The organism is Arcobacter sp. CECT 8989, from assembly GCF_004116715.1.
In the GTDB taxonomy this organism is placed as follows: domain Bacteria; phylum Campylobacterota; class Campylobacteria; order Campylobacterales; family Arcobacteraceae; genus Halarcobacter.
On record NZ_PDKE01000008.1, the window covers coordinates 120,046 to 143,735 of the forward strand.

A 23,690-nucleotide genomic window follows, 5' to 3' on the forward strand; every position below is an offset into this window, starting at 1 on the left:
TTGGTTTTACTCAGCTTCTTCTTCAGTTGAAGCGAATTTAACTTTTTGGTCTTTGTATAGACCAGTTCCTACTGGAATTGTTCTACCAATTACAACGTTCTCTTTTAAGTCTTCTAACATATCCATTTTAGCTGAAATTGCAGCTTCTGTTAATACCTTAGTCGTTTCTTGGAACGATGCAGCAGAGATAATAGAATCTGAAGTAACCGCAGCTCTTGTAATACCAAGTAATAATGGCTCTGCAATTGCAGGTTTACCACCAAGCTTGATGATTCTTTCATTTTCAATTTTGAATCTCTTTTTAGATACCATATCTCCAATGATGAATTTAGTGTCTCCACCATCTAAAATAGATACCTGTCTTAACATTTGAGATAAAATAACCTCAATATGTTTATCAGCAATATTTACCCCTTGAGATCTATATACTTGTTGTACTTCAGATACAATAAAGTAATGTAATGCTTTTTCACCTAAAATTCTTAATACATCATGAGGAGAAACTTGACCATCAGTTAATGCCTCACCAGCGTGAACAAATTCACCTTCGTGTACTAAAATTTGCTTAGATTTTTCAACTAAGTACTCTGCTTTGTTACCATTTTCATCAGTAACAACAATTCTTTGTTTATTTCTAAGTGGCTTACCAAATGAAACAATACCATCAAAAGATGCTAATACAGCAATTGCTTTTGGTCTTCTTGCTTCAAATAATTCAGATACTCTTGGAAGACCTCCAGTAATATCTTTCGATTTTTGAGTTGCTTTTGGAGTTTTACCAATAATATCTGCAACTTCAACTTGTTGACCTTCACTTACAAATAATGAAGTTTTAGGGTCTAAAGAGTATCTTAATAACTCTTTGTTTTCAGTAGCTAACACAACTGTTGGTTTATAACCAGCAGGGATATACTCATTAACAACAAGTTTAGATGTACCAGTTAATTCGTCAAATTGTTCAGCAACTGTAACACCTGGAATAACATCCTCGAATGAAATCTTACCTTTTTCTTCTGCAATAGAAGGGTTTGAGTATGGATCCCATTCAGCAATTACTACTTGCTCTGCACTTGCAGGGTTTGCAATAACTGAATCTTTTTCTACTTCTGAGTTATCATCTAATTCAACAACAGAACCTCTTGCAATATAGTGTCTTAAAGCTTCTCTGTCTTCACCATCAACAATAACAGCAAATAGACCTTTTTCATTTACAGCTTCACCAGCTTTAATGTCATGTCTTCTCTCTAAATAATCACCTTTAAGCTTATAGTATTTAACAATACCTTTAGCTCCTGAGATAATAGTAGAAGTAATAGGTGCTCCATCTTGAACTCTTAATTCAGATGCAAAAGGAATTCTGTTTGGAACGTTCCATCCATCTTTAATCATCTCAACGATAGATTCATTTTCTTCAACTTCAAACCCATCTTTATATGGTAAATATAACTTACCTTCGATTTTACCAGATACACCTGCAAGCTCATTTGGCTTAGCAACGTCATTCTTTCTTAGGTAGTATTTTTTCTCTTCTTTACCATTAGTAATAGTTAAAATTGTCTCTTCGTGAATAGTTTCAACAGTTACTTTACCTTTGAATGGAGCATTAATTTTAGGCTCAACTAAAAGGATACCAGCATTTCTTCTGTTTGAAACAATTTCTTTACCATTTCTATCTGTATAAGTTCTGATGTTGTAGTATCTAATGAAACCTTCTTTATCAGCTCTTAATTCTCTTTCTGTTTGAGTTGCAGACGCAGTTCCCCCAACGTGGAAAGTTCTAAGTGTAAGCTGTGTTCCTGGCTCACCAATAGATTGTGCAGCAACAACACCAACAGCCTCACCTGGAGTAGCTTTTCTTTGCTCACCTAAGTTAAGACCATAACATTTAGAACATAAACCATGCTCAACTTTACAAGTTAATGGAGTTCTAATAACTACAGATTTAACTTCAGCTTCTGCAACAACTTTTGCATCATCTTCAGAAATTAATGAACCTTCAGCAAATAAAATCTCATTTGAAATTGGGTCAATAATATCTTCTGCAATTACTCTACCAGTAATTCTTTCTTCTAAAGACTCAATTAATTCATTACCTGAAGAGATATCAGTAATTTCGATACCTTCGTGAGTTCCACAATCTTCAATTGTAATTCTAACATTTTGAGAAACGTCAATCAGCTTTCTTGTTAAGTAACCAGCATTCGCTGTCTTAAGTGCTGTATCCGCAAGACCTTTTCTAGCACCGTGAGTAGAAATAAAGTACTCAAGTACGTTTAGACCTTCTTTAAAGTTCGAAATAATTGGTGTTTCAATAATAGTACCATCAGGTTTAGCCATAAGACCCCTCATACCTGATAACTGTCTAATCTGTGCCGCAGAACCTCTCGCCCCAGAATCGGCCATCATATAAATAGAGTTGAACCCATCTTTATCAGTTTGTACTAAATCCATCATCTCTGTACCAAGTTTATTATTAACTTCAGTCCAGATATCAATAATCTTATTATATCTTTCTTGCTCAGTTAATAAACCTTGTGCAAACTGTTTTTGAACTTCAATAACTTCTTTTTTAGACTTAGTAATATGCTCTTCTTTAGTTTCAGGAACTCTAATATCATCAATTGATACTGAAATACCTGCATCTGTTGCATATCTGAAACCTAAGTTTTTAAGGTTATCTAAGAATTTAGGAGTTACTTTATATCCACCATATTTATAAATATAGTCAACTAAAGCTCCAATATCTTTTTTCTTTAAAATCTTGTTCCATAATTCAGTTGGTACAAAATCAGGTAAAATTTCATGAACAATTAATCTACCGATAGTTGTATGAATAACTTTATCATTAATTTTAGTTCTAATTTTTGCATGTAAGTCAACTTGACCCATTTCTAATGCAATTTTAGCTTCATTTACATCTGTAAATAGTTTATGCTCACCTTTTACACCATCTTTTTCTAATGATAGATAGTAAATACCAAGAATCATATCTTGTGATGGTACAGCAATAGCTCTACCAGATGCTGGTAAAAGAATGTTCATCGAAGACATCATAAGAATCTTAGCTTCAGCAATAGCTTCTTGTGATAATGGTACGTGAACTGCCATTTGGTCACCATCGAAGTCGGCATTAAATGCAGAACATACTAATGGGTGTAACTGAATTGCTTTACCATCAATTAATACTGGGTGGAAAGCTTGAATAGAAAGTTTGTGAAGAGTTGGTGCTCTATTTAATAAAATAGGATACTCATCAACGATTTCATTTAAACATTCCCATACTTCGTTTGCTTCTGACTCAATTAATCTTTTTGCAGATTTTAAAGTAGTTGCATAACCTTTTTCTTCTAATTTAGCCATTAAGTGCGGTTTAAATAGCTCAAGAGCCATTTTCTTAGGAATACCACATTGGTCCATATTTAAAGAAGGTCCAACAACAATTACAGATCTACCTGAGAAGTCAACCCTTTTACCAAGTAAGTTCTGTCTAAATCTACCTTGCTTACCTTTGATAATTTCAGATAAAGATTTAAGAGGTCTTTTATTAGCACCCTTAACTGCATTTGCAGTTTTACCATTATCAAATAATGCATCTACTGCTTCTTGAAGCATTCTTTTTTCATTTCTGATAATGATTTCAGGTGCATCAAGTTCTGTTAATCTCTTAAGTCTGTTATTTCTGTTAATAACTCTTCTATAAAGGTCATTTACGTCAGAAACTGCAAATTTACCACCATCTAAAGATACTAATGGTCTTAAATCAGGTGGAAGAACTGGAAGTTGAGTTAACATCATCCATTCTGGTCTATTACCAGAGTTGATAAAGTTTTCAACAACTTTAAGTCTTTTAACAATAGTTTTTCTTTTAGCTTCAGATTTAGTAGCTGACATATCAGCTTTTAACTGAGTTAATAATTCAATTAAATCAAGATTTTCTAATAAATCTCTAATTACATCTCCACCCATGTTTGCTTCGAAACCTGTGTGGTCAAATAAATCTGAAATAGTTCTATATTGCTCTTCATTTAAGATGTCATATTTGTTAACTTTTTTAGTCTTTTCATTGTCATAGTATGCTTCACCAGACTCAGATACAATATATGCTTCATAATATAGTACTCTTTCTAGGTCTTTTAATTTAACACCTAATAAAGTACCAATTCTTGTTGGTAAAGAAGATACCATCCAGATGTGAGCAACTGGAGATACTAAATCAATGTGACCCATTCTGTGTCTTCTAACTTTAGAAGAAGTTACTTCAACACCACATTTTTCACATACAACACCTTTGTATCTCATCTTTTTGTATTTACCACAAAGACATTCGTAATCCTTTACAGGTCCGAAAATCTTTGCACAAAAAAGACCATCTCTCTCAGGCTTTAATGTTCTATAGTTAATAGTTTCTGGTTTTTTAACCTCACCAGAAGACCATGAAAGGATTTTTTCTGGACTAGCTAATCTTAATTGAAAAGCAGAAAAATCTTGTGGTCTTTCTAATTCTTTTATTTCAATAGGTTCTAATACTTTTTCATTATTGCTCATTATCTTCTACCTCGTCAAAAATATCAACATCTAAACCTAAAGCTTTAAGCTCTTTAGTTAATACGAAGAATGTTTCAGGAACACCTGATCTTGGAACATTTTCACCGTTTGCAATCGCTCTATAAGCTCTTGTTCTACCCTCAACGTCATCCGACTTAGTCGTTAACATCTCTTTAAGAACATTTGTAGCTCCATATGCTTCAAGAGCCCAAACTTCCATTTCCCCGAATCTTTGTCCACCAAATAGTGCTTTACCACCAACTGGTTGTTGTGTAACAAGTGAGTAAGGTCCAGTAGATCTTGCGTGAACTTTTTCATCAACTAAGTGGTGAAGTTTCAGCATATACATATAACCTACGTTTACTCTTTCTTTCATTTTATCACCAGTCTTACCATCGTAAAGAGTAGACTTACCATCAGTATCCATTTTTGCTAATTCGAATAGTTTTTCAAACTCTTCTACTTCAACACCGTCGAACACTTGAGTTGCAAATCTTACACCTTTTGCCCAGTCTTGACCGTATTTAATAAGCTCTTCATCAGATAATGAGTCCATAAACTCTTTACCATTCATAAGCTTAGCAACTGATGCAATTTCAGTCATTTTTTCTCTTAGTTCTTTTACGAACTCATCTCTTTTGGCTTCGAAGATATCTTGGATTTGGTTACCAATTTTTTTACCAACTAAACCTAAGTGAACTTCCATGATCTGACCAATATTCATCCTTGAAGGTACCCCTAGTGGGTTAAGAATAACGTCAACAGTAGTTCCATCTTCTAAGTATGGCATATCTACTTGAGGAACGATGTTAGAAACGATACCTTTGTTACCGTGTCTACCAGCCATTTTATCCCCAACTTTGATTTTTCTCTTAGTAGCTACATAAACTTTAACTTGTTTAATTACACCACTTGGTAAAATATCATCGTGTTCTAATACTTGAAGTTTCTCTTCATGGTCTTCTCTTAGAGTAGACTTTTCTTTAATGAAGTGATCTTTGATAGTATTATATTTTGTTTCAATCTCTTTAGAATAAGAAGCAACAACTTTTTTCATAGCAAATCTATTTACACTTGCTAATACATCAACAGGGATATTATCACCTTTTTTGTATGTTTTACCGTCTAATTCTAAATCTTTTTCTAATGGTGACTTAGATAATAAATCATTAATTTTAAGAATCTCTTCTCTATCAAGCATTAATAATTTATCATGGTGTTTAATATCTAATTCACTCTTCTCAGCTTCAATTTCTGCAACTGCTCTTTCGTCTTTTTCATATCCTTTTTTAGTGAATACTTTAACGTCTACAACTACACCTTCCATTGAAGTTGGACAGTATAATGATTTATTAATTACGTGTCCTGCTTTTTCACCAAAGATAGCTCTTAATAGTCTTTCTTCAGGAGTAGGCTTAATTTCACCTTTTGGAGTAACTTTACCAACTAAAATCATTCCTGGTTTAACATGAGTACCAACTTTTACGATACCTGAGTTATCAAGATGAGTAATTGACTCTTCTTTTACACCTGGTAAATCTCTAGTAATCTCTTCGTTACCATGTTTAAGCTCTCTACACTCTACATCTTTTTCATAAATATGAACAGAAGTAAATGCATCTTCTTTAATTAATCTTTGAGAAAGAACAATCGCATCCTCATAGTTATATCCATTCCAAGGCATGAAGGCAACCATTGCGTTTACACCAACAGCTAACTCACCATTATCCATAGAAGGACCATCAGCAATAACTTGACCTTTTTCTACAAAATCACCAGCTTTAATAGCAGTTCTTTGTCCAAAAGATGTATTATTATTTGTTCTAACGTTTTTATTTACTTCATAGTGGTCAATGAATGCACCATTTTCGTCTTCACCAGAAATATAAATATTTTTAGAGTCTGCTTTTTCAATAACACCAGCTCTTCTAGCTTTAATAGCTTCCCAAGAGTCTCTTGCTACTGTTTTTTCTAAACCAGTACCAACTACAGGAGCATTTGGTCTTAATAATGGAACAGCTTGTCTCATCATATTCGATCCCATTAAGGCTCTGTTGGCATCATCGTGCTCTAAGAATGGAATTAAAGATGCAGCAACACCCATAACCATTTGAGAAGAGATGTCAATTAAATTAACTTTTGCTCTTTCTACTAATAGGATTTCACCATCTTGTCTAGCTTCAATAAGGTTTTCTGAAATTTTTCCATTGTCATCAACTTTAGTTGAACCTGGAGCAATAATCATTCCCTCTTCTTGAGTAGCAGTTACATAGATAATTTCATCTGTTACAACACCATCAACAACTTTTTTATATGGAGCTTCAATAAATCCTAACTCATTTACTTTTGCAAATGTAGATAAAGTATTGATAAGACCAATATTTTGTCCCTCTGGAGTTTCAACTGGACAGATTCTACCATAGTGAGTTGGGTGAACGTCCCTTACTTCGAATCCAGCTCTCTCTTTAACAAGACCACCTTCACCAAGTGCAGAAAGTCTTCTTTTGTGAGTAACTTCAGATAATGGGTTAGTTTGATCCATAAATTGTGATAACTGACCAGATGTAAAGAACTCAGTAATTGTTGAAGTAATCATTTTAGAGTTAACTAAATCATGTGGCATAATATCTTCTAATGTACCAGATAAAGTAGTCATTTTATCTCTAATAGCTTTTTGCATTTTAATTAGACCAGAGTGTAACTCATTTGCTAATAATTCACCAATAGCTCTAATTCTTCTGTTACCTAAGTGATCTCTATCATCAATATGTCCGTGACCAGCTTTTACTTTTACTAAGTATTGAACAGTTTTAATAATATCTTCATAAGTTAATACTGTTACATATTCAGGAACATCTACACCTAACTTGTGGTTCATTTTCATTCTACCAACTTTAGTTAAGTCATATCTTTCTGGATCAAAGAATAGTTTTCTAACGAACTCTTTCGCAGCTTCTTTAGTTACAGGCTCCCCGGGTCTCATTACTTTATAAATTCTGATTGCTGATAAATCGTTTTCATCATCAATTTGTTCAGTTTGTTTTAGTAATTTTAAAGACTCTGCATCTGCTTTAAATGCATTGATAATAGAATCATCAACACCACTAGCTAAATCATTTGCAATATCAAAATTATCAAAACCAAGGTCAAGTAATTTTTTTAATTTTAATTCATCTAATGTAGTTAAAGCATCAAATAATACTTCTCCTGATTCTGGATCAAAGATTGTATTAGCTGTTGATCTATCCATTAATAAATCAACTGGATACTCAACTAATTTAAGACCACCATCAACTAAAGCTTTTGCTTTTCTTTCAGTAAGTCTTTTTCCAGCAGCAATAACTAAGTTACCTTTGTCATCTTTAATATCAAACTCAACTCTTCCCGTAAAGTCTTGAGGATTGAACTCTGTTAAGAATTTATTATTTTTAATTTTGATATTTAATACTGGGTAGAATAATTTAACAATGTCTTCTTTTGAGTAACCAAGTGCTCTAAATAGAATTGTTACAGGAACTTTTCTTCTTTTATTAATTCTTACATATAATACATCTTTTGCATCATATTCAAAGTATAACCATGAACCTCTATCAGGGATAATTTGACCTGTATAAATTAATTTGTTTCCAGCAGTATTAGATTCTTCTTCTTTAAAGATAACACCAGGAGACCTGTGTAATTGGTTAACAACAACTCTCTCAACACCATTTACGATGAAAGAAGTTCTGTCTGTCATTAGTGGAATTTCTCTGATGAATAAAGATTGTTCTTTCATATCTTTAACACCGATTTTTTCACCAGTCTTTTCGTCTAAATCCCATAAAGTTAATCTAATATTGATTTTTAAAGGTATTGAGTAAGTAAGTCCTCTAACCATTGACTCTCTAACATCATATTTAGGTTTACCTACATCTGAACCTATATATTCTAATGTTATTCTGTTTTGTGCATCATGGATTGGGAATACTGATTTGAAAACTTTTTCGACACCAGCTTCAGCTCTGTCATCTTTTCCTATCATTAGGAAGTTTTCATAACTATTTTGTTGTAATTGTAATAAATTTGGAATTTCAATTTGTTGAGGATTTTTTGCAAAATCAACTCTAAGTCTATTACCAGATTTTAAAGAGTTTAACATTGTCGACCTTATTAAAAATGTGGTTTACTTTTAGCTTTGTGTATAAAGCGCAAAAGCATCCTTAAAGGATAGGGTTAAAATTCCTTAAAATTCTAACCTTAACCTTCAAAGATGCTAATCTTATACAAGGCTTTAGTAGCCTTGTATACAGGTAAAAAATTACTTTCGAGTAATTATTTTAATTCTACAGATGCTCCAGCACCTTCTAATTCAGCTTTTGCAGCTTCAGCATCTTCTTTTGAGATACCTTCTTTAACGATTGCACCAGCTTCTTCAGCCATTGCTTTAGCTTCTTTTAATCCAAGACCAGTTAATGCTCTAATTACTTTAATAACATTAATTTTCTTAGCCCCAGCGTCTGCTAATACTACGTTAAATTCAGTTTGCTCTTCAGCAGCTTCAGCAGCTCCACCAGCTACAGCACCAGCTACAGCTACAGGTTGTGCAGATACACCAAATTTTTCTTCGAATTCTTTTACTAATTCAGATAACTCTAATACAGATAATCCAGAGATATACTCTAATACGTCTTCTTTAGAAATTGCCATTTTATTTCCTCTAAATTTTTTATTTTTATATTTATAATATGTATTGCTTAATTATTAAGCAGCCTCTTCTTCTTTTTGCTTTCTAAGAGCATCAAGACCGATTGTAAAGTTAGTAACTGGAGCCATCCATGTAGCTGCAAGCATACCAAGAAGTTCATCTCTAGATGGTAATTTAGCAAATGCATTAACAGTTGCAAGATCAGCAATTTGACCTTCTATAATACCAGACTTAATTTCGAACTTATCTTTATTTGCAGTAGCAAATTTATCAGCAACTTTACAAGCAGAGATTTGATCTTCAGACCATAAGAAAATGTTTGTACCATTTAACTCAATGTCACCTAACTCTGCATTTTTAACTGAAATAGTAACTAAAGAGTTTTTTGCAACTTGAACTTTAGTTCCGTTTGCTTTAGCATCGTTTCTTAACTCTTCTAACTCTTTATGAGAAAGACCTTTGTAATCACATACAACGATAGCTTGAGACTCTTTAAATTCACCAGTTAAAAAATCAATAACTTCTGATTTTTGTTGTTTAGTCATTTTTGTTTGTTCCTCCCTTCAAAACATCGACTTCGGCGGGATTTATAAGGAACGAAGGAAGTCCCTTACCAGCTGTCTTTAGTTTTATATCAGTGCTTTGAAATAACACTCAAACATAAGGATCGAAATCCTTACTATTGAATGTTATTAAATAAGGGGAAAGCCCTTATTTAATATCCATAATCTCTAATGTATCTAAGTTAATAGATGGAGACATAGTTAAAGATATAGCTGCATTAGTAATATATTTACCTTTTGCAGTTGATGGTTTTGCTTTGTTAATTGCTGCAACGAATGCTTCAATATTTTCTTTAATAGCTTCTTCTGAGAATGATACTTTACCAACAGCAGCTTGCATGTTACCTTTTTTATCAACTCTATATGCTACTTGGCCACCTTTAGCATCGTTAACTGCTTTAGTTACGTCCATTGTAACAGTTCCAGTTTTAGGGTTAGGCATTAAACCTTTTGGTCCTAAGATTCTACCTAGTTTACCAACTAATCCCATACAATCTGGAGTTGCAATTAAAACATCAAAGTCAATATTTCCAGCTTGAACAGTCTCTACTAAATCATCATTACCAACGATATCTGCACCAGCAGCTTTTGCTTCGTCTACTTTAGCACCTTTTGCAAATACTGCTACTCTAACAGTTTTACCAGTACCATTTGGAAGTACAACAGCACCTCTGATCATTTGGTCAGCATGTCTTGGGTCAACATTTAAGTTTAACGCAACTTCTACTGACTCATCAAATTTAGCAGATTGTAATCCTTTTAATAAAGAACAACCTTCCGCTAATGAATAATCTCTATCTTCAATTTTTTCAGATAGTGCTTTAAATCTTTTTGAAACTTTTTTTGCCATTTTTTTCTCCGCAATTTTTTATTTTTTTGCTACCGCTATTTAAAGCCAGTGGTCAGGCTTGTATTGAATTATAGTTCTACTTCAATACCCATTGATCTTGCTGAACCTGCAACAATTTTAGCAGCTTGCTCTTTGTCATCAGTATTTAAGTCAGCAATTTTCATATCAACGATTTCAAGTACTTGATCTTTCGTCAATTTTCCAATTTTATTTTTAAGTGGGTTATCTGAACCTTTTTTGATTCCAGAAACTTTTTTAATTAAATCTGTCATTGGTGGTTGTTTTGTAACAAATGTAAAACTTTTATCTTGATAAACAGTGATTTCAACAGGAATGTTTAATCCACCCTTATCCTTTGTTTTTTCATTGAATGCTTTACAAAATTCCATGATATTGATACCTCTTTGACCTAATGCAGGACCAACAGGAGGTGATGGATTTGCTGCACCAGCAGGTATTTGAAGTTTTAAGTAACCTTCTACTTTTTTAGCCATCGTAATTCCTTTTTAAATTTTGTTTTTAATGATTTAGGCATTAGGGAATAAAACTCTAAAGGAAGCGAAGTTTTATTGCCTAATGCCTAAAAATAACGAAAGAGTTAAACTACTCTTTCTACTTGTGTATATGTAATTTCTACTGGAGTATTTCTTCCAAAAATAGAAACATTTAATTTTAACATTCCAGATGCCATATCGAAATCTTCAACGATACCATTGAAGTTTGCAAAAGGACCTTCGTTAATTCTTACAGTTTCACCTTCATCAAATGAAACTTTTGGTTTAGCAGCAGCTCTATTTTCTACTTTATCTAAGATAGCATTGATGTCTTTTTTTGATAAAGGAGTAGGTTTTTTAGATTCACCAATAAATCTTCCTACTTTTGGCATTGATTGAATTCTATGCCATAATGCTGTATCTAAATCAATTTTTGCAAATGCATATGCTGGGTATAAAGGTCTTTCAACTATTGTTTTCTTACCTTTTTTAACCTCAATTAAGTCTTCTGTTGGAACTAATACTTCTGAAATTCTTCCATCTGCCATCTCATCAGCAAGTCTTTCAAGTGCTCTTTTAACTGCTAATTCGCTACCTGAGTGTGTTTGTATTGCATACCATTGTTGTGCCATTAATTTATCCTTAGTTCATTACAGCTGATAAGCTTAAAGACATGATTGTGTCAATTAATGCTAAAAATAATGTGATTACTGTTACTACAACAAAAACAGAAAGATAAGCAGATCTGATTTGTTCTTTGATAGGGAAAATTACTTTGAATAGTTCTTCTTTAGCATTTTTATAGTATGTTTTAAATTTATTCACAATCGACTCCAAGTATTTAAGCTTAAAAATTCTTTTAAAAAAAGTCGAAACTGTTTTTAAAAAAATTTTATCGTGGCAGGCCAGGAGGGACTCGAACCCCCAACCATCGGATTTGGAATCCGGCGCTCTACCATTGGAGCTACTGACCTATGAGATAAAAAAGGTTAAGTAAAGTCTTACGACTTTAACTTAACTTCTTTATGAATTGTATGTTTTTTTAATCTAGGACTATACTTTTTAACCGCTAATTTCTCAGTATGAGTTTTAGGGTTTTTGTAAGTAGTGTAGTTAATATCACCACACTCCTCACATTTTAGTCCGATTTTGATGCTTACACCGTTACCCATAAGTTACCCTTACTCGATAATCTCTGCAACAACTCCAGCACCTACAGTTCTACCACCTTCTCTAATAGCGAACTTAGTTCCTTTTTCTAGAGCAATTGGAGCAACTAATGAAACAGTTAATTCAACGTTATCACCTGGCATAACCATCTCAGTACCTTCTGGTAACTCACAAGAACCAGTTACGTCAGTAGTTCTTACATAGAACTGTGGTCTATATCCTGAGAAGAATGGAGTATGTCTACCACCTTCCTCTTTAGAAAGGATATATACTTCACCTCTGAATTTAGTGTGTGGAGTAATTGAACCTGGCTTAACAAGAACTTGTCCTCTTTGAACCTCTTCTTTTTTAATACCTCTTAATAAGATACCAGCGTTATCACCAGCTTCTGCGTAATCCATTTCTTTTCTGAACATTTCAATACCAGTAACTGTAGTAGTTTGAGTCTCTTTTAATCCAACGATTTCAATAGTATCACCTAATCTAACAGTACCTTGGTTAATAGCACCAGTTACAACTGTACCTCTACCTGCAATTGAGAATACATCTTCAACAGGCATTAAGTAATCTTTATCAGTTGATCTTTCTGGAGTTGGGATATAAGCGTCAACTTCAGCCATTAATTGATAAATTTTTTCAGACCATTCACCAGCTGTACCAGCTTTTGCTTCTTCTAAAGCTTGGAATGCAGAACCAGCAACGATTGGAGTATCATCACCTGGGAAGTCATACTCAGAAAGTAATTCTCTTACTTCCATTTCAACTAATTCTAACATCTCTTCTTTATCTTCGTCATCTAATTGATCTTCTTTGTTTAAGAATACAACGATGTATGGAACACCTACTTGTTTAGATAATAAGATATGCTCTCTAGTTTGAGCCATTGGTCCATCTGTAGAAGCAATAACTAAGATAGCACCATCCATTTGAGCAGCACCAGTAATCATGTTTTTAACATAATCGGCGTGACCTGGACAATCTACGTGAGCGTAGTGTCTAGTTTCAGTTTCATACTCAACGTGAGAAGTAGCAATAGTAATTCCTCTTTCTCTTTCTTCTGGAGCATTATCAATTTGATCATAATCCATAGTTGCTTGACCATTTTTAAGCCCTAAACACATAGTGATTGCAGCTGTTAAAGTAGTTTTACCGTGGTCAACGTGACCAATAGTACCAATATTTACGTGCGGTTTACTTCGCTCGAATTTTTCTTTTGCCATAAAATTCCCCTTAAAAAATTTTGGTTATTGCCCTCTGAGTAGATAAGTCCGATAACTTCTCTATTCAGAGGGGGGTTTGTTGTTATTAAATACAAAAAAATACATGTAATATTCTTTTGCGATTGGTATTTTATAAAAAAAATACTAAATATAAACTTTAATGGGAGTTGCTTTGAATAAAAAGGAGTTATAAATGAATAATTGCGTTATAACTCAGCTCCCAGTAATCAATAAATAATTAATGGAGCGGGAGACGAGACTCGAACTCGCGACAATCTGCTTGGAAGGCAGAGGCTCTAGCCAACTGAGCTACTCCCGCAACATTTGCGTGGTGGTGAGGGAAGGATTTGAACCTTCGAAGCCTAAGGCGACGGATTTACAGTCCGTAGGATTTGACCACTCTCCAACCTCACCGGTTGAAAAATATTATTGTTCTGGTCAAGCGCTGGTCTTAAGACTTACGCACGACAATTTGAATGGAGCTGGTGAAGGGACTTGAACCCCCGACCTGCTGATTACAAATCAGCTGCTCTAGCCAGCTGAGCTACACCAGCATCCAAATTTAATTTAAGTGGTGGTTCGAGGCAGAATCGAACTGCCGACACAAGGATTTTCAATCCTTTGCTCTACCGACTGAGCTATCGAACCAGATACGCTTTTGATTGCGTCCTTCTTAAATTGGAGTGAAATTATATACAGACCTTGCTTAAATAATCCTTAAATTAAAAACAAGTTCTTTAAATTCTTTTCCTCTTTGCTTGTAAGAAGGGTATTGATCAAGAGATGCAGCGGCAGGCGAAAGCATTGCAACCCCCATATTATCGTGCTTTTGAGAGATTTGCTTTACTGCTTCTTCTAATATTTTACATTCATAAAAATTTATAGAAAATTTTTCAGCTAATTTATTTAATCTCTCAAAATTGCTTCCAATAGTATATATTTCAATGTCTAAGTTCTTTATATATTCAAATAAAGGTTCTAAATTTGCACCTTTATCATCGCCACCAAGTATTAAATATATCTTTTTTTCTTTATAAGGTACTATTGCATTTATAGTTGCATCTACATTTGTAGCTTTAGAATCATTTATCCAAAGTCTATTTTTTTTATCTTTTATCTCTTCTACTTTATGCTCATCTACTTTATATGTATTAATAGTTTTGTAATCTACCTCATCAAATATTATCTTTTTTGCTGCTAAGGCAAGAAGTGCATCTAATAAAAAAGGTTCTTTAAAATTAATTTGTGATTTATCTATATTAAACTTTTCGCATAAATCATCACTATTTTTATATGTAATAAGATGACATATTGTATTTATATCTTTATATTTTTCAGGGACAATTGCAATTTCACCCTCTTCCATCATATATAAAGGTTTTAATTTTGATTTCTCATACTCTTCAAAACTTCCATGCCAAGAAACATGATCATCTGAGATTGGTAATAATAAGTAAAGATTAGGTTTTGCGTAGTTAGTATAATGAAAGGTAAAAGAAGATGTCTCTAGAATCCATATCTTAGATTCTTTGTTTAGTTTGGAAACGGGGGTTCCTATATTTCCTCCACATACACTTTTCTTTTCCTTTAATATGTGTTGGCACATTTGAGTAGTGGTTGTTTTTCCATTTGTTCCACTTATCCATATAGAAAATGGCATCTGCTCATATATAAGGTCATAGTCACTTATTATATTCTTTGACTCTTTTACCATCTTATTATTAGGAGGAATACCAGGACTAACAACTGTTACTTCATCAGAGTCTTTATCATATGTATCAAAGTCACTGTCATCATATAATGTTACATCATTATACTCTTCTTTTATAGCTTGTGCTGTTAAGCCTTTTCCAAGTACTCTAATCATCATTCTTCCTTATCGTATCTTAAGACTCATAAGAGCTACTAGGTTTGCCATAAAAGATATAATCCAGAATCTAACAATTATCTTATTCTCTTTCCAGCCCTTTTCTTCAAAGTGATGATGTATAGGAGCCATTAAAAAGACTCTTTTTTGTCTTAACTTATATGACCCTACTTGTAAGATAACAGATACTGTTTCTATAACAAAGATAAATCCTATTACTACTAATAATATTTCTGATTTACCAACTATTGCCATATAACCCATAAAGGCTCCTATTGGTAAAGAGCCACTATCTCCCATAAATACTTGTGCAGGATGACAGTTATACCAAAGAAAAGCAATAAGGGAACCTATCATAGCTGTTCCAACAATTGCTAACTCTCCTGATGTTTTTATATTTGGTAATAATAGATATGAAGAAAAGATTGCATGTCCACTTACATATACTATTGCAGATAGAGTGAATAATCCCATTATAGAAGGAACTGTAGCAAGTCCATCAAGTCCATCTGTTAGGTTAACAGCATTTGAAGCAGCTACCATAACTAATATCCAAAAAATAAGAGCAAAGATTCCCATATCAAAAATAGGATACTTATAAAAAGGAGTATATAAAGTAGTAGTATGATTATATGCTATTAACACCCCTGCAACTATTAAAGCACCTATAAACTGCAAAATTAGTTTTGCCCTTGAAGACAATCCTGCATTGTTTGCATTTTTTGCAATCTTTGAGAAATCATCTTTCATTCCAATTAAAGAGAAAAGCCCTAATGTTAAAAGTGCTCCTACAACATAAAAGTTATTTAGCTTAACAGTAAGTAGTGTTGCTATAATTGTTGAAAAAATAAATACTATTCCTCCCATAGTAGGAGTTCCTGCTTTTTCTTGATGCGAATCTGGAGCATACTCATAAATTGGCTGTGAAGCTTTCTTTGATTTAGCCCATCTAACAAACTTTGGTAATAAATACATTGTAAGAAAAAATGAAAGAAAAAATGCAAGACCTGCACGAACAGAGATATATTGAAAAATATTGATGTCTAAGTGTCTATAAAACCAGTAAAACAAATTAAAACCTTAATTTTCAGGAAAAATAAATCCTGAGTTTTGCAAAACTTTCCTGCCTTTTAGCAAAGGCTTATACTTCAGCAAATATAGTAGTAAGTTTTGATATAATCGCGAGATTATACTAAAAGTTAACTTAATAATTTTACTGGGGTTATATTATGACAAAAAAAGCAATATTGATAATTACAGATGGAATTGGACACAATGAATCTGACAAGTTTAACGCATTTACAAATGCTACTACACCTACTTATGATAACTTATTCAAGAATGTTCCTTACTCATTAATTCATACTTATGGAGACCATGTTGGATTACCAAATGGACAAATGGGTAACTCAGAAGTTGGACATATGACTATTGGAAGTGGAAGAGTTTTATACCAAGATTTAGTAAAAATAAATATGGCTATTGAAAACGATAATTTAAAAGACAATGACATTCTTAAAACAACAATAGATTCATCTAATAATATTCATCTTCCTGGATTAATTAGTGATGGTGGTGTTCACTCTCATATTAATCATATTATTGCCTTAGCAAAAATTGCAAAAAGTAAAAATAAAAAAGTATTTATTCACGTAATTACAGATGGAAGAGATGTAGCTCCTAACTGTGCAAATAAATATATCCAACAACTTGTAGATATCTGTGATGATGATATTAAAATTGCAACTGTAGCTGGAAGATATTTTACAATGGATAGAGACAATAGATGGGAAAGAGTTCAAAAGGGTCATGATGTTATTGCATTTGCAAACCCAAAAACATCTACAAATATTTTAGAATATGTTGAAAATTCATATAAAAATGAAGTATTTGATGAATTTATTGAACCAACTGCATTTGATGGTTATGAAGGTTTAGAAGAGAATGATAGTATTATTTTCTGTAACTTTAGATCTGATAGAATGAGAGAAATATCAACTGCAATTGCAAATAAAGATTTCTCTGAATTTAAAAGATTTGAAGGTAATCTAAATATTGTAACTATGACACAATATGATAAGAACTTACCTCTTCCTATACTATTTCCTAAAGAGACTCCTAAAAATACTTTAGCAGAAGTTATTTCAAATGCAGGATTATCACAAGTTCACACAGCTGAAACAGAAAAGTATGCACACGTGACTTTCTTTTTTAATGGTGGAGTTGAAGAACCTATGTTAAATGAAAGTAGAGTTTTAATTCCATCACCAGATGTTGCTACATACGATTTAAAACCAGAAATGAGTGCTCCTGAAGTAAGTATTGAAGTTCAAAAAGCAATGGACAATGAAACAGACTTTATTGTAGTAAACTTTGCAAATGGTGATATGGTTGGACATACTGGTGTTTATGAAGCTGGTGTTAAAGCTGTTGAAGCAGTTGATAAAGAGCTTGGAAAAATCTTTGAAAAAGCAAAAGAGCTTAATTATAGTGTTGTTTTAACAAGTGACCATGGTAACTGTGAAATGATGAAAGATGAGTCAGGAAAAACTTTAACAAATCACACTGTTGGAGATGTATATTGTTTTGTTATGGCTGATAATGTAAGTAAAGTAAATGAAGGTAGTTTAAATAATATTGCACCTACAATTCTTAAACTTATGAATTTAGATATCCCAAAAGAGATGGATGAGGCCTTAGTTTAACTATGTCTAATGCTGTAGATATTCAAAAACTGCTAATTAAAGCTGACAATACAAAATTAGTAGATATAAATTTTTCTATAAAAAATTCTACAGCGCTCATAGGACAAAGTGGAAGTGGAAAGTCTTTAACTTTAAAAGCTATTTTAAATCTACTTCCCTCTTCTTTATCATGTGATAAAAAAATATCTTCTAGTTTTAACCTTGATTCTCAAACTATTGGTTTCATTCCTCAAAATCCTTTTACCTCTTTATCTCCAATGACTAAAATAAAAGATCAGTTTTTTTGTGAAGAAAAAAGAAAAGAAGAACTTTTAAAATTAGTAAGCTTAGATACTTCACTTTTAAATCGTTTTCCAAAAGAGTTAAGTGGAGGACAACTTCAAAGAGTTGTTATAGCTATTGCTTTATCTAATGATGCTAAACTACTATTATTAGATGAACCAACTACAGCTTTAGATGAGACATCAAAAGAGACAATATTAAATCTAATAAAAGATATAAGTACTAAACTAGATTTACTTATTCTTTTTGTTACCCATGATATTGAATCAATAAAAGATTTATGCGAAGAACTTATTATTATAAAAGATGGTTCTATTATAGAACAAGGTCTAACAAAAGATATATTATCTAATCCAAAAGAGGATTACACAAAAAAGTTGATAAACTCAACATTTAAAAATAAAGAATTTAGGAAATAAAAATGATTAAATATTTTTTTGCTTTTATTATATTTGTAGGAGTAGCTATTTCAGGTTGGCTAATACATCTATATTCTGAAATAAGACATGATATTGATACTATTGTAAACTATAAACCAAATGTTACTACGCAGTTTTATGACAAAAATGGAAAACTAATTGCAAATATTTTTGATAAAAAACATAGACTATATGTAAACTATGACAATATTCCAGCAAGAGTAGTTGAAGCATTAGTTGCAATTGAAGATACACAGTTCTTTGAACATGCAGGTGTAAACCCAGATGCTATCTCAAGAGCAATGATTAAAAATGTAAAAGCAATGGGATATGTAGAAGGAGCAAGTACCTTAACTCAGCAACTTGTTAAAAGTATTGTCCTAACAAGAGAAAAGAAACTTATTAGAAAAATTAAAGAAGCTTTACTATCAATAAGACTAGAAACTATTTTAACAAAAGAGCAAATTTTAGAAAGATATTTAAATGAAGTATATTTTGGTCACGGTTATTATGGAATTAGAACTGCTGCAAAAGGTTACTTTAGAAAAGACTTATATGAGTTAAATATCAAAGAAATTGCAATTTTAGTTGGACTACCTAAAGCTCCAAGTTTCTATGATCCAACAAGAAATTTAAAATATTCACTTACAAGAGCAAATCAAGTAGTAAGTAGAATGCATAAGTTAGGTTGGATTAATGAAACACAATATAATGAAGCAATAAATTACATCCCAACTATTTATGATGATACTCTAACTCAAAATAAAGCTCCTTATATTATCGATTATGCATTAAAACTTTTAAAGAAAGATATTCCAGATATTAAAACTGGTGGATATATTGTTAATCTAACTATTGATTTAGAAGCACAAAGAATTGGTAGAGAGTCTTTAAAGGTTGCATATGACAAAATTCTAGCTAGGGATGCATGGCTTCAGAAAAATCCTAAAAACAATGTTGACATAAATGGAGAACCCGTTGATGAAGGTTACTTTATTAATACACTAAATGGTGCATTGATTTCTATTGAAAATAATACTGGAAAAATTCTTGCTCTTGTTGGAGGAATTGATTATAAAGAGTCAAACTTTAATAGAGTAGTTCAAAGTGAGAGACAACCTGGTTCTGCAATTAAACCATTTTTATATCATACTGCTATTGAGTTAGGATATTCTCCTGCTTCTCAAGTTGCTGATATTGGTAGAACATATGAATACAAAGTTGGAGAAGAAGAGAAAAAGTGGAAACCTAAAAACTATGGGGGAACATTTAAAGGTGTTATTACATTAAGAGAAGCTCTAATGAAATCAAGAAATCTTGCTACTATTAATTTAGTTACTGATGTAGGTATTAATGAAATGTATAATGGCTTAGAATCTTATGGAATAACTGGTATTCCAAGAGACTTATCTATTACATTAGGTTCATTCTCTATTTCACCATTAAATTTAAGTAAAGCCTTTTCATTTTTATCAAATGATGGAACTCAAGTAGAACCATACTTAATAAACTCAATTACAAACCTAAAAAATGAGACAATAACTTTTGAACCTCAATATAAATATATTACTTCACCTGAACAAGTTTTCCTAACAAAATCAATTATGCATGATACTGTAGTTAGAGGGACAGGAAGAAAAGCAAGGGTAAAAGGTATTGAATTAGCTGGAAAAACAGGAACGACAAATGATAATATTGATGCTTGGTTCTGTGGTTTCTCACCTACAATTCAAACAGTTGTTTATTTTGGTAAAGATAATAATACACCTATGAGAAGAAGTGAGACTGGTGGTACTACAGCAGGTCCTGCTTTTGCAAACTTCTATAAAGAATATATCCAGATTCATCCAGAAATAGAAAGAAAATTTAAGAAGCCAGATGGAGTTAAAACTTCAATTATAAATGGTAGAAAAGAGTACTATACAGATAAGTCACCTTTACCAGAATTAGATTCTATTCCTACAAATAATAATTCACAACAACAAACTATTCAATTCTAAATTTATATTAAATAAAAATTAGACATAAAAAAAGGTAAGTTCATATGAACTTACCTTTTTTATTTTACTATTTTTGCTATTAGCAAGAATAAGTTGATTTAAATTCAAACGCAGTTGGTCTAGCTTCGTCTGGCCAAACTTGAGTTTCAAATTTATAGTGTTGATATGTATCAATCATATCTTGAGTAAATACTGGTTTTAAGAAATCGTTATCTCTAATTAATGCTTCTAATGAACCTCTTAATGTATGAGGCATTTGAGGAATTTTTCTCTCTCTAATTTCATCTAAAGGCATTTCGAATAAATCTTCATCCATTGGACCAATAGGTTCAGTTTTGTTAGCAATTCCATCAAGACCAGCCATTAACATAGCAGCAAATGCTAAGTAAGGACAAGCAGTTGAATCTGGGAATCTCATTTCGATTCTTGTTGCTTTTTCACCTGCTCCATAAGGAATTCTACAAGATGCAGATCTATTTTGAGAAGAGTAAGTTAAGATTGAAGGAGCTTCAAATCCTGGGATTAATCTTTTATAAGAGTTTGTTGATGGGTTAGTAAACGCAGCAACTGCTCTAGCGTGTTTGAAGATACCACCTACATAGTGTCTTGCCATATCTGAAAGGTTTCCGTACTCACCCTCTTTGTAGAATAAGTTTTTACCATCTTTCCAGATTGATTGGTGTACGTGCATACCATTACCATTATCACCAAATAGTGGTTTTGGCATAAATGTAGCAGATTTACCATTTAAGTGAGCTACCATTTTTACAACATACTTATATTTTTGTACGTTATCAGCTGCTTCAATTAAATCTCCAAATACGATACCAATCTCACCTTGTGCTTGTGCAACTTCGTGGTGTCCAAGAACAACTTCTAAACCAACTTGCTCTAAGATTTGCATCATTTCTGCTCTTAAATCTACCATTGAATCTGTTGGTTGAACTGGGAAATATCCACCTTTAGTTCTAGGTCTGTGACCCATGTTACCCATTTCATAATCAGTATCATCTGACCAACAACCCTCTTCTGAATCTACTCTATAGTAAGACTCATTGATCTCATCTTTAATTTTTACGTCATCGAAAATAAAGAATTCATTTTCTGGTCCAAAGTATGCTACATCACCGATTCCAGCTTCAGCTAAATGCTCTAATGATTTCTTAGCAATAGATCTTGGACACTTTTCATACATTTGACCTTTATAGATATCATAAACATCACAAAATACGATAATTGTAGAATCAGCAGTAAATGGATCTAAGAAAGCAGTCTCTACATCTGGCTTTAAAATCATATCAGATTTGTTAATTGGTTGCCATGCATCTACAGATGAACCATCAAAAGGCATACCACCTTCTAATTGCTCTGCACTTACAGCACTCATCATGTAAGTTAAGTGATGCCACATACCCTTAAGATCAGAGAATCTAAAATCAACAAATTTTACTTCGTTCTCTTCACAAAATTTGAAAAACTCTTCAGTGTTGTTAACAAATTTTCCCATTATTATTACTCCTTGAAATTGTTATGGTCTATTGTAGCTAAATAAAAAAAATATAAGATAAAAAAACTGTATAAAAAATATACAATGTAATATTTTTTATATTATTTTAATAGCATTATTTGTTTAAAAATTAACTACTATCTTTTCTCTGTTTTTAAATTTTATACAAGTTGTATAACCAATATCCTTTGCTAGTTTACTTACCTCGTCATACTTAAATCCTATTTGCTCAATTTCATGAGCATCTGAAGAGAAAGTGATAGGAATATCTAACTCAAAGGCTAACTCTAATAACTCTTTTGAAGGATAAGTCTGAGCTATTGGTTTTCTTAAGCCTGCTGCATTTATTTCTAATACCATATTAGCTTTTTTGATTTCTGCCATTGCTTTTTTTGCAATAGATTTTATATCTTTATTTGGTAAATACTTAAATACTTTTATTAAATCTAAATGTCCTACCATATCAAATAGTCTTGATTTTGCAAGTTCTTCAATTGCTTGAAAGTAATCAATCCAAATATCATCAATATTTTTCTCTTTGTACTTACCAATAAATTCAGGATTATCAAAACCCCAAAGAGAGTTATTTTTTTCTTGTATAAAGTGAACAGAACCAATAAGATAATCAACATCTGCTTTTAAGATTTCATCTAACATAAGATTTTTGTCTTGCATAAAATCTACTTCATAAGCAAGAAGTATCTCAATTTTATCTTTATATTTATTTTGTAAAAACTTTACATCATTTTCATAAAACTCTTTTTGAGATATATCCATTCTATATTTTGGATCAAAAGGCATAGGAGCATGATCAGAAAAACCAAATACATCAATCCCTACTTCTATTGCTCTTTTTATATACTCTTCTGTAGTTCCATTTGCATGATTACATAAAGAAGTATGATTATGTAAATCAACTCTTTGTTTTAAGATACTCAATTTAAGATACCTGAACCTTGAATTTTTGTACTTCTATCTTCTGCATAAACTCTTTTCCCATCAATAATATCATATTTCCAGATTGGAGCTTGTGCTTTAAAATCCTCTACAAATTCATCTATCATTTCTAAAGCAACTCTTCTTTTAGGAGAACAAACAGCTGCAATATAAGAACTTTCATGATTTAAAACATCACCTCTTGAGTGAGCCATTAAAACAATTGCATTTTTTTCATTTGCTTTTTTTTGCCAAGAATCAAACCAAGAGTTTAAGATAGGTTCATATATATCAAATGATAACCCATCAATTGAATTTTCATCTCTAACAACACCAACAAAAGTTATGATTGCTCCATAGTTAGAAGATTTAAACTCTTCATACCAAGAGTTTGTTATTTGTTCTACAGGAAGTGAACCTTCAAATAGTTGTAACTTTTCCACTACTA

The 23,690-nt window shown here is 32.2% G+C and carries 18 protein-coding genes and 5 tRNA genes; 3 read left to right on the top strand and 20 right to left on the bottom strand.

The features are described 5' to 3' along the window. Nucleotides 1–6 precede the first annotated feature (6 nt). From rpoC to mraY, 17 genes are all read right to left on the bottom strand, one after another. Entirely contained in the window at nucleotides 7–4,545 is a 4,539-nt protein-coding gene (rpoC, locus tag CRV02_RS09150; protein WP_129090082.1) for a DNA-directed RNA polymerase subunit beta', read from the bottom strand. Further along, complete coding sequence (rpoB, locus tag CRV02_RS09155; RefSeq protein ID WP_129090083.1) at nucleotides 4,535–8,683, bottom strand: DNA-directed RNA polymerase subunit beta; 4,149 nt, start codon at nucleotides 8,681–8,683, stop codon at nucleotides 4,535–4,537. The genes rpoC and rpoB overlap by 11 nt, the downstream gene beginning before the upstream one ends. Nucleotides 8,684–8,856: 173 nt before the next feature. After that, the gene (gene rplL / locus CRV02_RS09160; protein ID WP_129084824.1) at nucleotides 8,857–9,231 is read right to left on the bottom strand and encodes a 50S ribosomal protein L7/L12; all 375 of its coding nucleotides are present in this window, start codon (nucleotides 9,229–9,231) and stop codon (nucleotides 8,857–8,859) included. A 54-nt stretch (nucleotides 9,232–9,285) separates the two neighbouring features. Then, entirely contained in the window at nucleotides 9,286–9,774 is a 489-nt protein-coding gene (gene rplJ, locus CRV02_RS09165) for a 50S ribosomal protein L10 (RefSeq protein ID WP_129090084.1), read from the bottom strand. 166 nt (nucleotides 9,775–9,940) lie between these two features. Next, nucleotides 9,941–10,642, bottom strand: a complete 702-nt coding sequence (rplA, locus tag CRV02_RS09170; protein ID WP_129090085.1) for a 50S ribosomal protein L1 — start codon at nucleotides 10,640–10,642, stop codon at nucleotides 9,941–9,943. 68 nt (nucleotides 10,643–10,710) lie between these two features. Beyond that, nucleotides 10,711–11,136 carry a 50S ribosomal protein L11 gene (gene rplK, locus CRV02_RS09175; protein WP_129084827.1) on the bottom strand — a complete coding sequence of 142 codons (426 nt, stop codon included), beginning with the start codon at nucleotides 11,134–11,136 and terminating at the stop codon, nucleotides 10,711–10,713. A 104-nt stretch (nucleotides 11,137–11,240) separates the two neighbouring features. Continuing rightward, on the bottom strand, nucleotides 11,241–11,768 hold the full coding sequence (nusG, locus tag CRV02_RS09180; RefSeq protein WP_129090086.1) for a transcription termination/antitermination protein NusG: 528 nt from the start codon (nucleotides 11,766–11,768) through the stop codon (nucleotides 11,241–11,243). A gap of 10 nt (nucleotides 11,769–11,778) precedes the next feature. Then, nucleotides 11,779–11,961: a preprotein translocase subunit SecE gene (gene secE, locus CRV02_RS09185; RefSeq protein WP_114838272.1), complete on the bottom strand. Its 183-nt coding sequence runs from the start codon at nucleotides 11,959–11,961 to the stop codon at nucleotides 11,779–11,781. 73 nt (nucleotides 11,962–12,034) lie between these two features. Beyond that, nucleotides 12,035–12,110 (bottom strand) — tRNA-Trp (locus tag CRV02_RS09190). Between the two features lie 27 nt (nucleotides 12,111–12,137). Next, a complete protein-coding gene (gene rpmG, locus CRV02_RS09195) occupies nucleotides 12,138–12,308 on the bottom strand; it encodes a 50S ribosomal protein L33 (RefSeq protein WP_129090087.1) in 171 nt (56 codons plus the stop codon). Nucleotides 12,309–12,317: 9 nt separating this feature from the next. Beyond that, on the bottom strand, nucleotides 12,318–13,526 hold the full coding sequence (gene tuf / locus CRV02_RS09200; RefSeq protein WP_129090088.1) for an elongation factor Tu: 1,209 nt from the start codon (nucleotides 13,524–13,526) through the stop codon (nucleotides 12,318–12,320). Nucleotides 13,527–13,768: 242 nt separating this feature from the next. Next, nucleotides 13,769–13,845, bottom strand: a tRNA-Gly gene (locus CRV02_RS09205). 10 nt (nucleotides 13,846–13,855) lie between these two features. After that, nucleotides 13,856–13,940 (bottom strand) — tRNA-Tyr (locus CRV02_RS09210). Between the two features lie 63 nt (nucleotides 13,941–14,003). Continuing rightward, nucleotides 14,004–14,080, bottom strand: a tRNA-Thr gene (locus tag CRV02_RS09215). An 18-nt stretch (nucleotides 14,081–14,098) separates the two neighbouring features. Continuing rightward, nucleotides 14,099–14,174, bottom strand: a tRNA-Phe gene (locus CRV02_RS09220). A 58-nt stretch (nucleotides 14,175–14,232) separates the two neighbouring features. Then, entirely contained in the window at nucleotides 14,233–15,393 is a 1,161-nt protein-coding gene (gene murD, locus CRV02_RS09225; RefSeq protein WP_129090089.1) for a UDP-N-acetylmuramoyl-L-alanine--D-glutamate ligase, read from the bottom strand. A 9-nt stretch (nucleotides 15,394–15,402) separates the two neighbouring features. Then, the gene (gene mraY, locus CRV02_RS09230; protein ID WP_129090090.1) at nucleotides 15,403–16,464 is read right to left on the bottom strand and encodes a phospho-N-acetylmuramoyl-pentapeptide-transferase; all 1,062 of its coding nucleotides are present in this window, start codon (nucleotides 16,462–16,464) and stop codon (nucleotides 15,403–15,405) included. Between the two features lie 158 nt (nucleotides 16,465–16,622). On the opposite strand from mraY, the gene gpmI reads away from it, so the two are divergent. The 3 genes from gpmI to CRV02_RS09245 are packed head-to-tail and all read left to right on the top strand — an operon-like array spanning nucleotide 16,623 to nucleotide 20,799. Continuing rightward, entirely contained in the window at nucleotides 16,623–18,098 is a 1,476-nt protein-coding gene (gene gpmI, locus CRV02_RS09235) for a 2,3-bisphosphoglycerate-independent phosphoglycerate mutase (RefSeq protein ID WP_129090091.1), read from the top strand. 2 nt (nucleotides 18,099–18,100) lie between these two features. Continuing rightward, nucleotides 18,101–18,799, top strand: coding sequence for an ATP-binding cassette domain-containing protein (locus CRV02_RS09240; RefSeq protein ID WP_129090092.1), 699 nt, complete (start codon nucleotides 18,101–18,103; stop codon nucleotides 18,797–18,799). Nucleotides 18,800–18,801: 2 nt separating this feature from the next. Beyond that, a complete protein-coding gene (locus CRV02_RS09245) occupies nucleotides 18,802–20,799 on the top strand; it encodes a penicillin-binding protein 1A (RefSeq protein ID WP_129090093.1) in 1,998 nt (665 codons plus the stop codon). A 79-nt stretch (nucleotides 20,800–20,878) separates the two neighbouring features. Here the strand turns inward: CRV02_RS09245 and glnA are convergent, their stop codons facing one another. The 3 genes from glnA to CRV02_RS09260 form a co-directional block, all read right to left on the bottom strand. Next, nucleotides 20,879–22,306 (bottom strand): type I glutamate--ammonia ligase, encoded by a 1,428-nt coding sequence (gene glnA / locus CRV02_RS09250; protein WP_129090094.1) that lies wholly within the window; start codon nucleotides 22,304–22,306, stop codon nucleotides 20,879–20,881. A gap of 123 nt (nucleotides 22,307–22,429) precedes the next feature. Then, complete coding sequence (hisJ, locus tag CRV02_RS09255; protein WP_258239276.1) at nucleotides 22,430–23,245, bottom strand: histidinol-phosphatase HisJ; 816 nt, start codon at nucleotides 23,243–23,245, stop codon at nucleotides 22,430–22,432. Next, entirely contained in the window at nucleotides 23,242–23,685 is a 444-nt protein-coding gene (locus CRV02_RS09260; protein WP_129084837.1) for a molybdenum cofactor biosynthesis protein MoaE, read from the bottom strand. The genes hisJ and CRV02_RS09260 overlap by 4 nt, the downstream gene beginning before the upstream one ends. Nucleotides 23,686–23,690 lie beyond the last annotated feature (5 nt).

Bases quoted from the DNA above. Each gene is read 5' to 3' on its own strand.
- rpoC (WP_129090082.1), bottom strand. From the start codon at position 4,545: ATGAGCAATAATGAAAAAGTATTAGAACCTATTGAAATAAAAGAATTA.
- rpoB (WP_129090083.1), bottom strand. From the start codon at position 8,683: ATGTTAAACTCTTTAAAATCTGGTAATAGACTTAGAGTTGATTTTGCA.
- rplL (WP_129084824.1), bottom strand. From the start codon at position 9,231: ATGGCAATTTCTAAAGAAGACGTATTAGAGTATATCTCTGGATTATCT.
- rplJ (WP_129090084.1), bottom strand. From the start codon at position 9,774: ATGACTAAACAACAAAAATCAGAAGTTATTGATTTTTTAACTGGTGAA.
- rplA (WP_129090085.1), bottom strand. From the start codon at position 10,642: ATGGCAAAAAAAGTTTCAAAAAGATTTAAAGCACTATCTGAAAAAATT.
- rplK (WP_129084827.1), bottom strand. From the start codon at position 11,136: ATGGCTAAAAAAGTAGAAGGTTACTTAAAACTTCAAATACCTGCTGGT.
- nusG (WP_129090086.1), bottom strand. From the start codon at position 11,768: ATGGCACAACAATGGTATGCAATACAAACACACTCAGGTAGCGAATTA.
- rpmG (WP_129090087.1), bottom strand. From the start codon at position 12,308: ATGGGTAACGGTGTAAGCATCAAAATCGGACTAAAATGTGAGGAGTGT.
- tuf (WP_129090088.1), bottom strand. From the start codon at position 13,526: ATGGCAAAAGAAAAATTCGAGCGAAGTAAACCGCACGTAAATATTGGT.
- murD (WP_129090089.1), bottom strand. From the start codon at position 15,393: ATGATTAGAGTACTTGGAAAAGGCTTAACAGCACAAGCTATAAAAGAA.
- gpmI (WP_129090091.1), top strand. From the start codon at position 16,623: ATGACAAAAAAAGCAATATTGATAATTACAGATGGAATTGGACACAAT.
- CRV02_RS09240 (WP_129090092.1), top strand. From the start codon at position 18,101: ATGTCTAATGCTGTAGATATTCAAAAACTGCTAATTAAAGCTGACAAT.
- CRV02_RS09245 (WP_129090093.1), top strand. From the start codon at position 18,802: ATGATTAAATATTTTTTTGCTTTTATTATATTTGTAGGAGTAGCTATT.
- glnA (WP_129090094.1), bottom strand. From the start codon at position 22,306: ATGGGAAAATTTGTTAACAACACTGAAGAGTTTTTCAAATTTTGTGAA.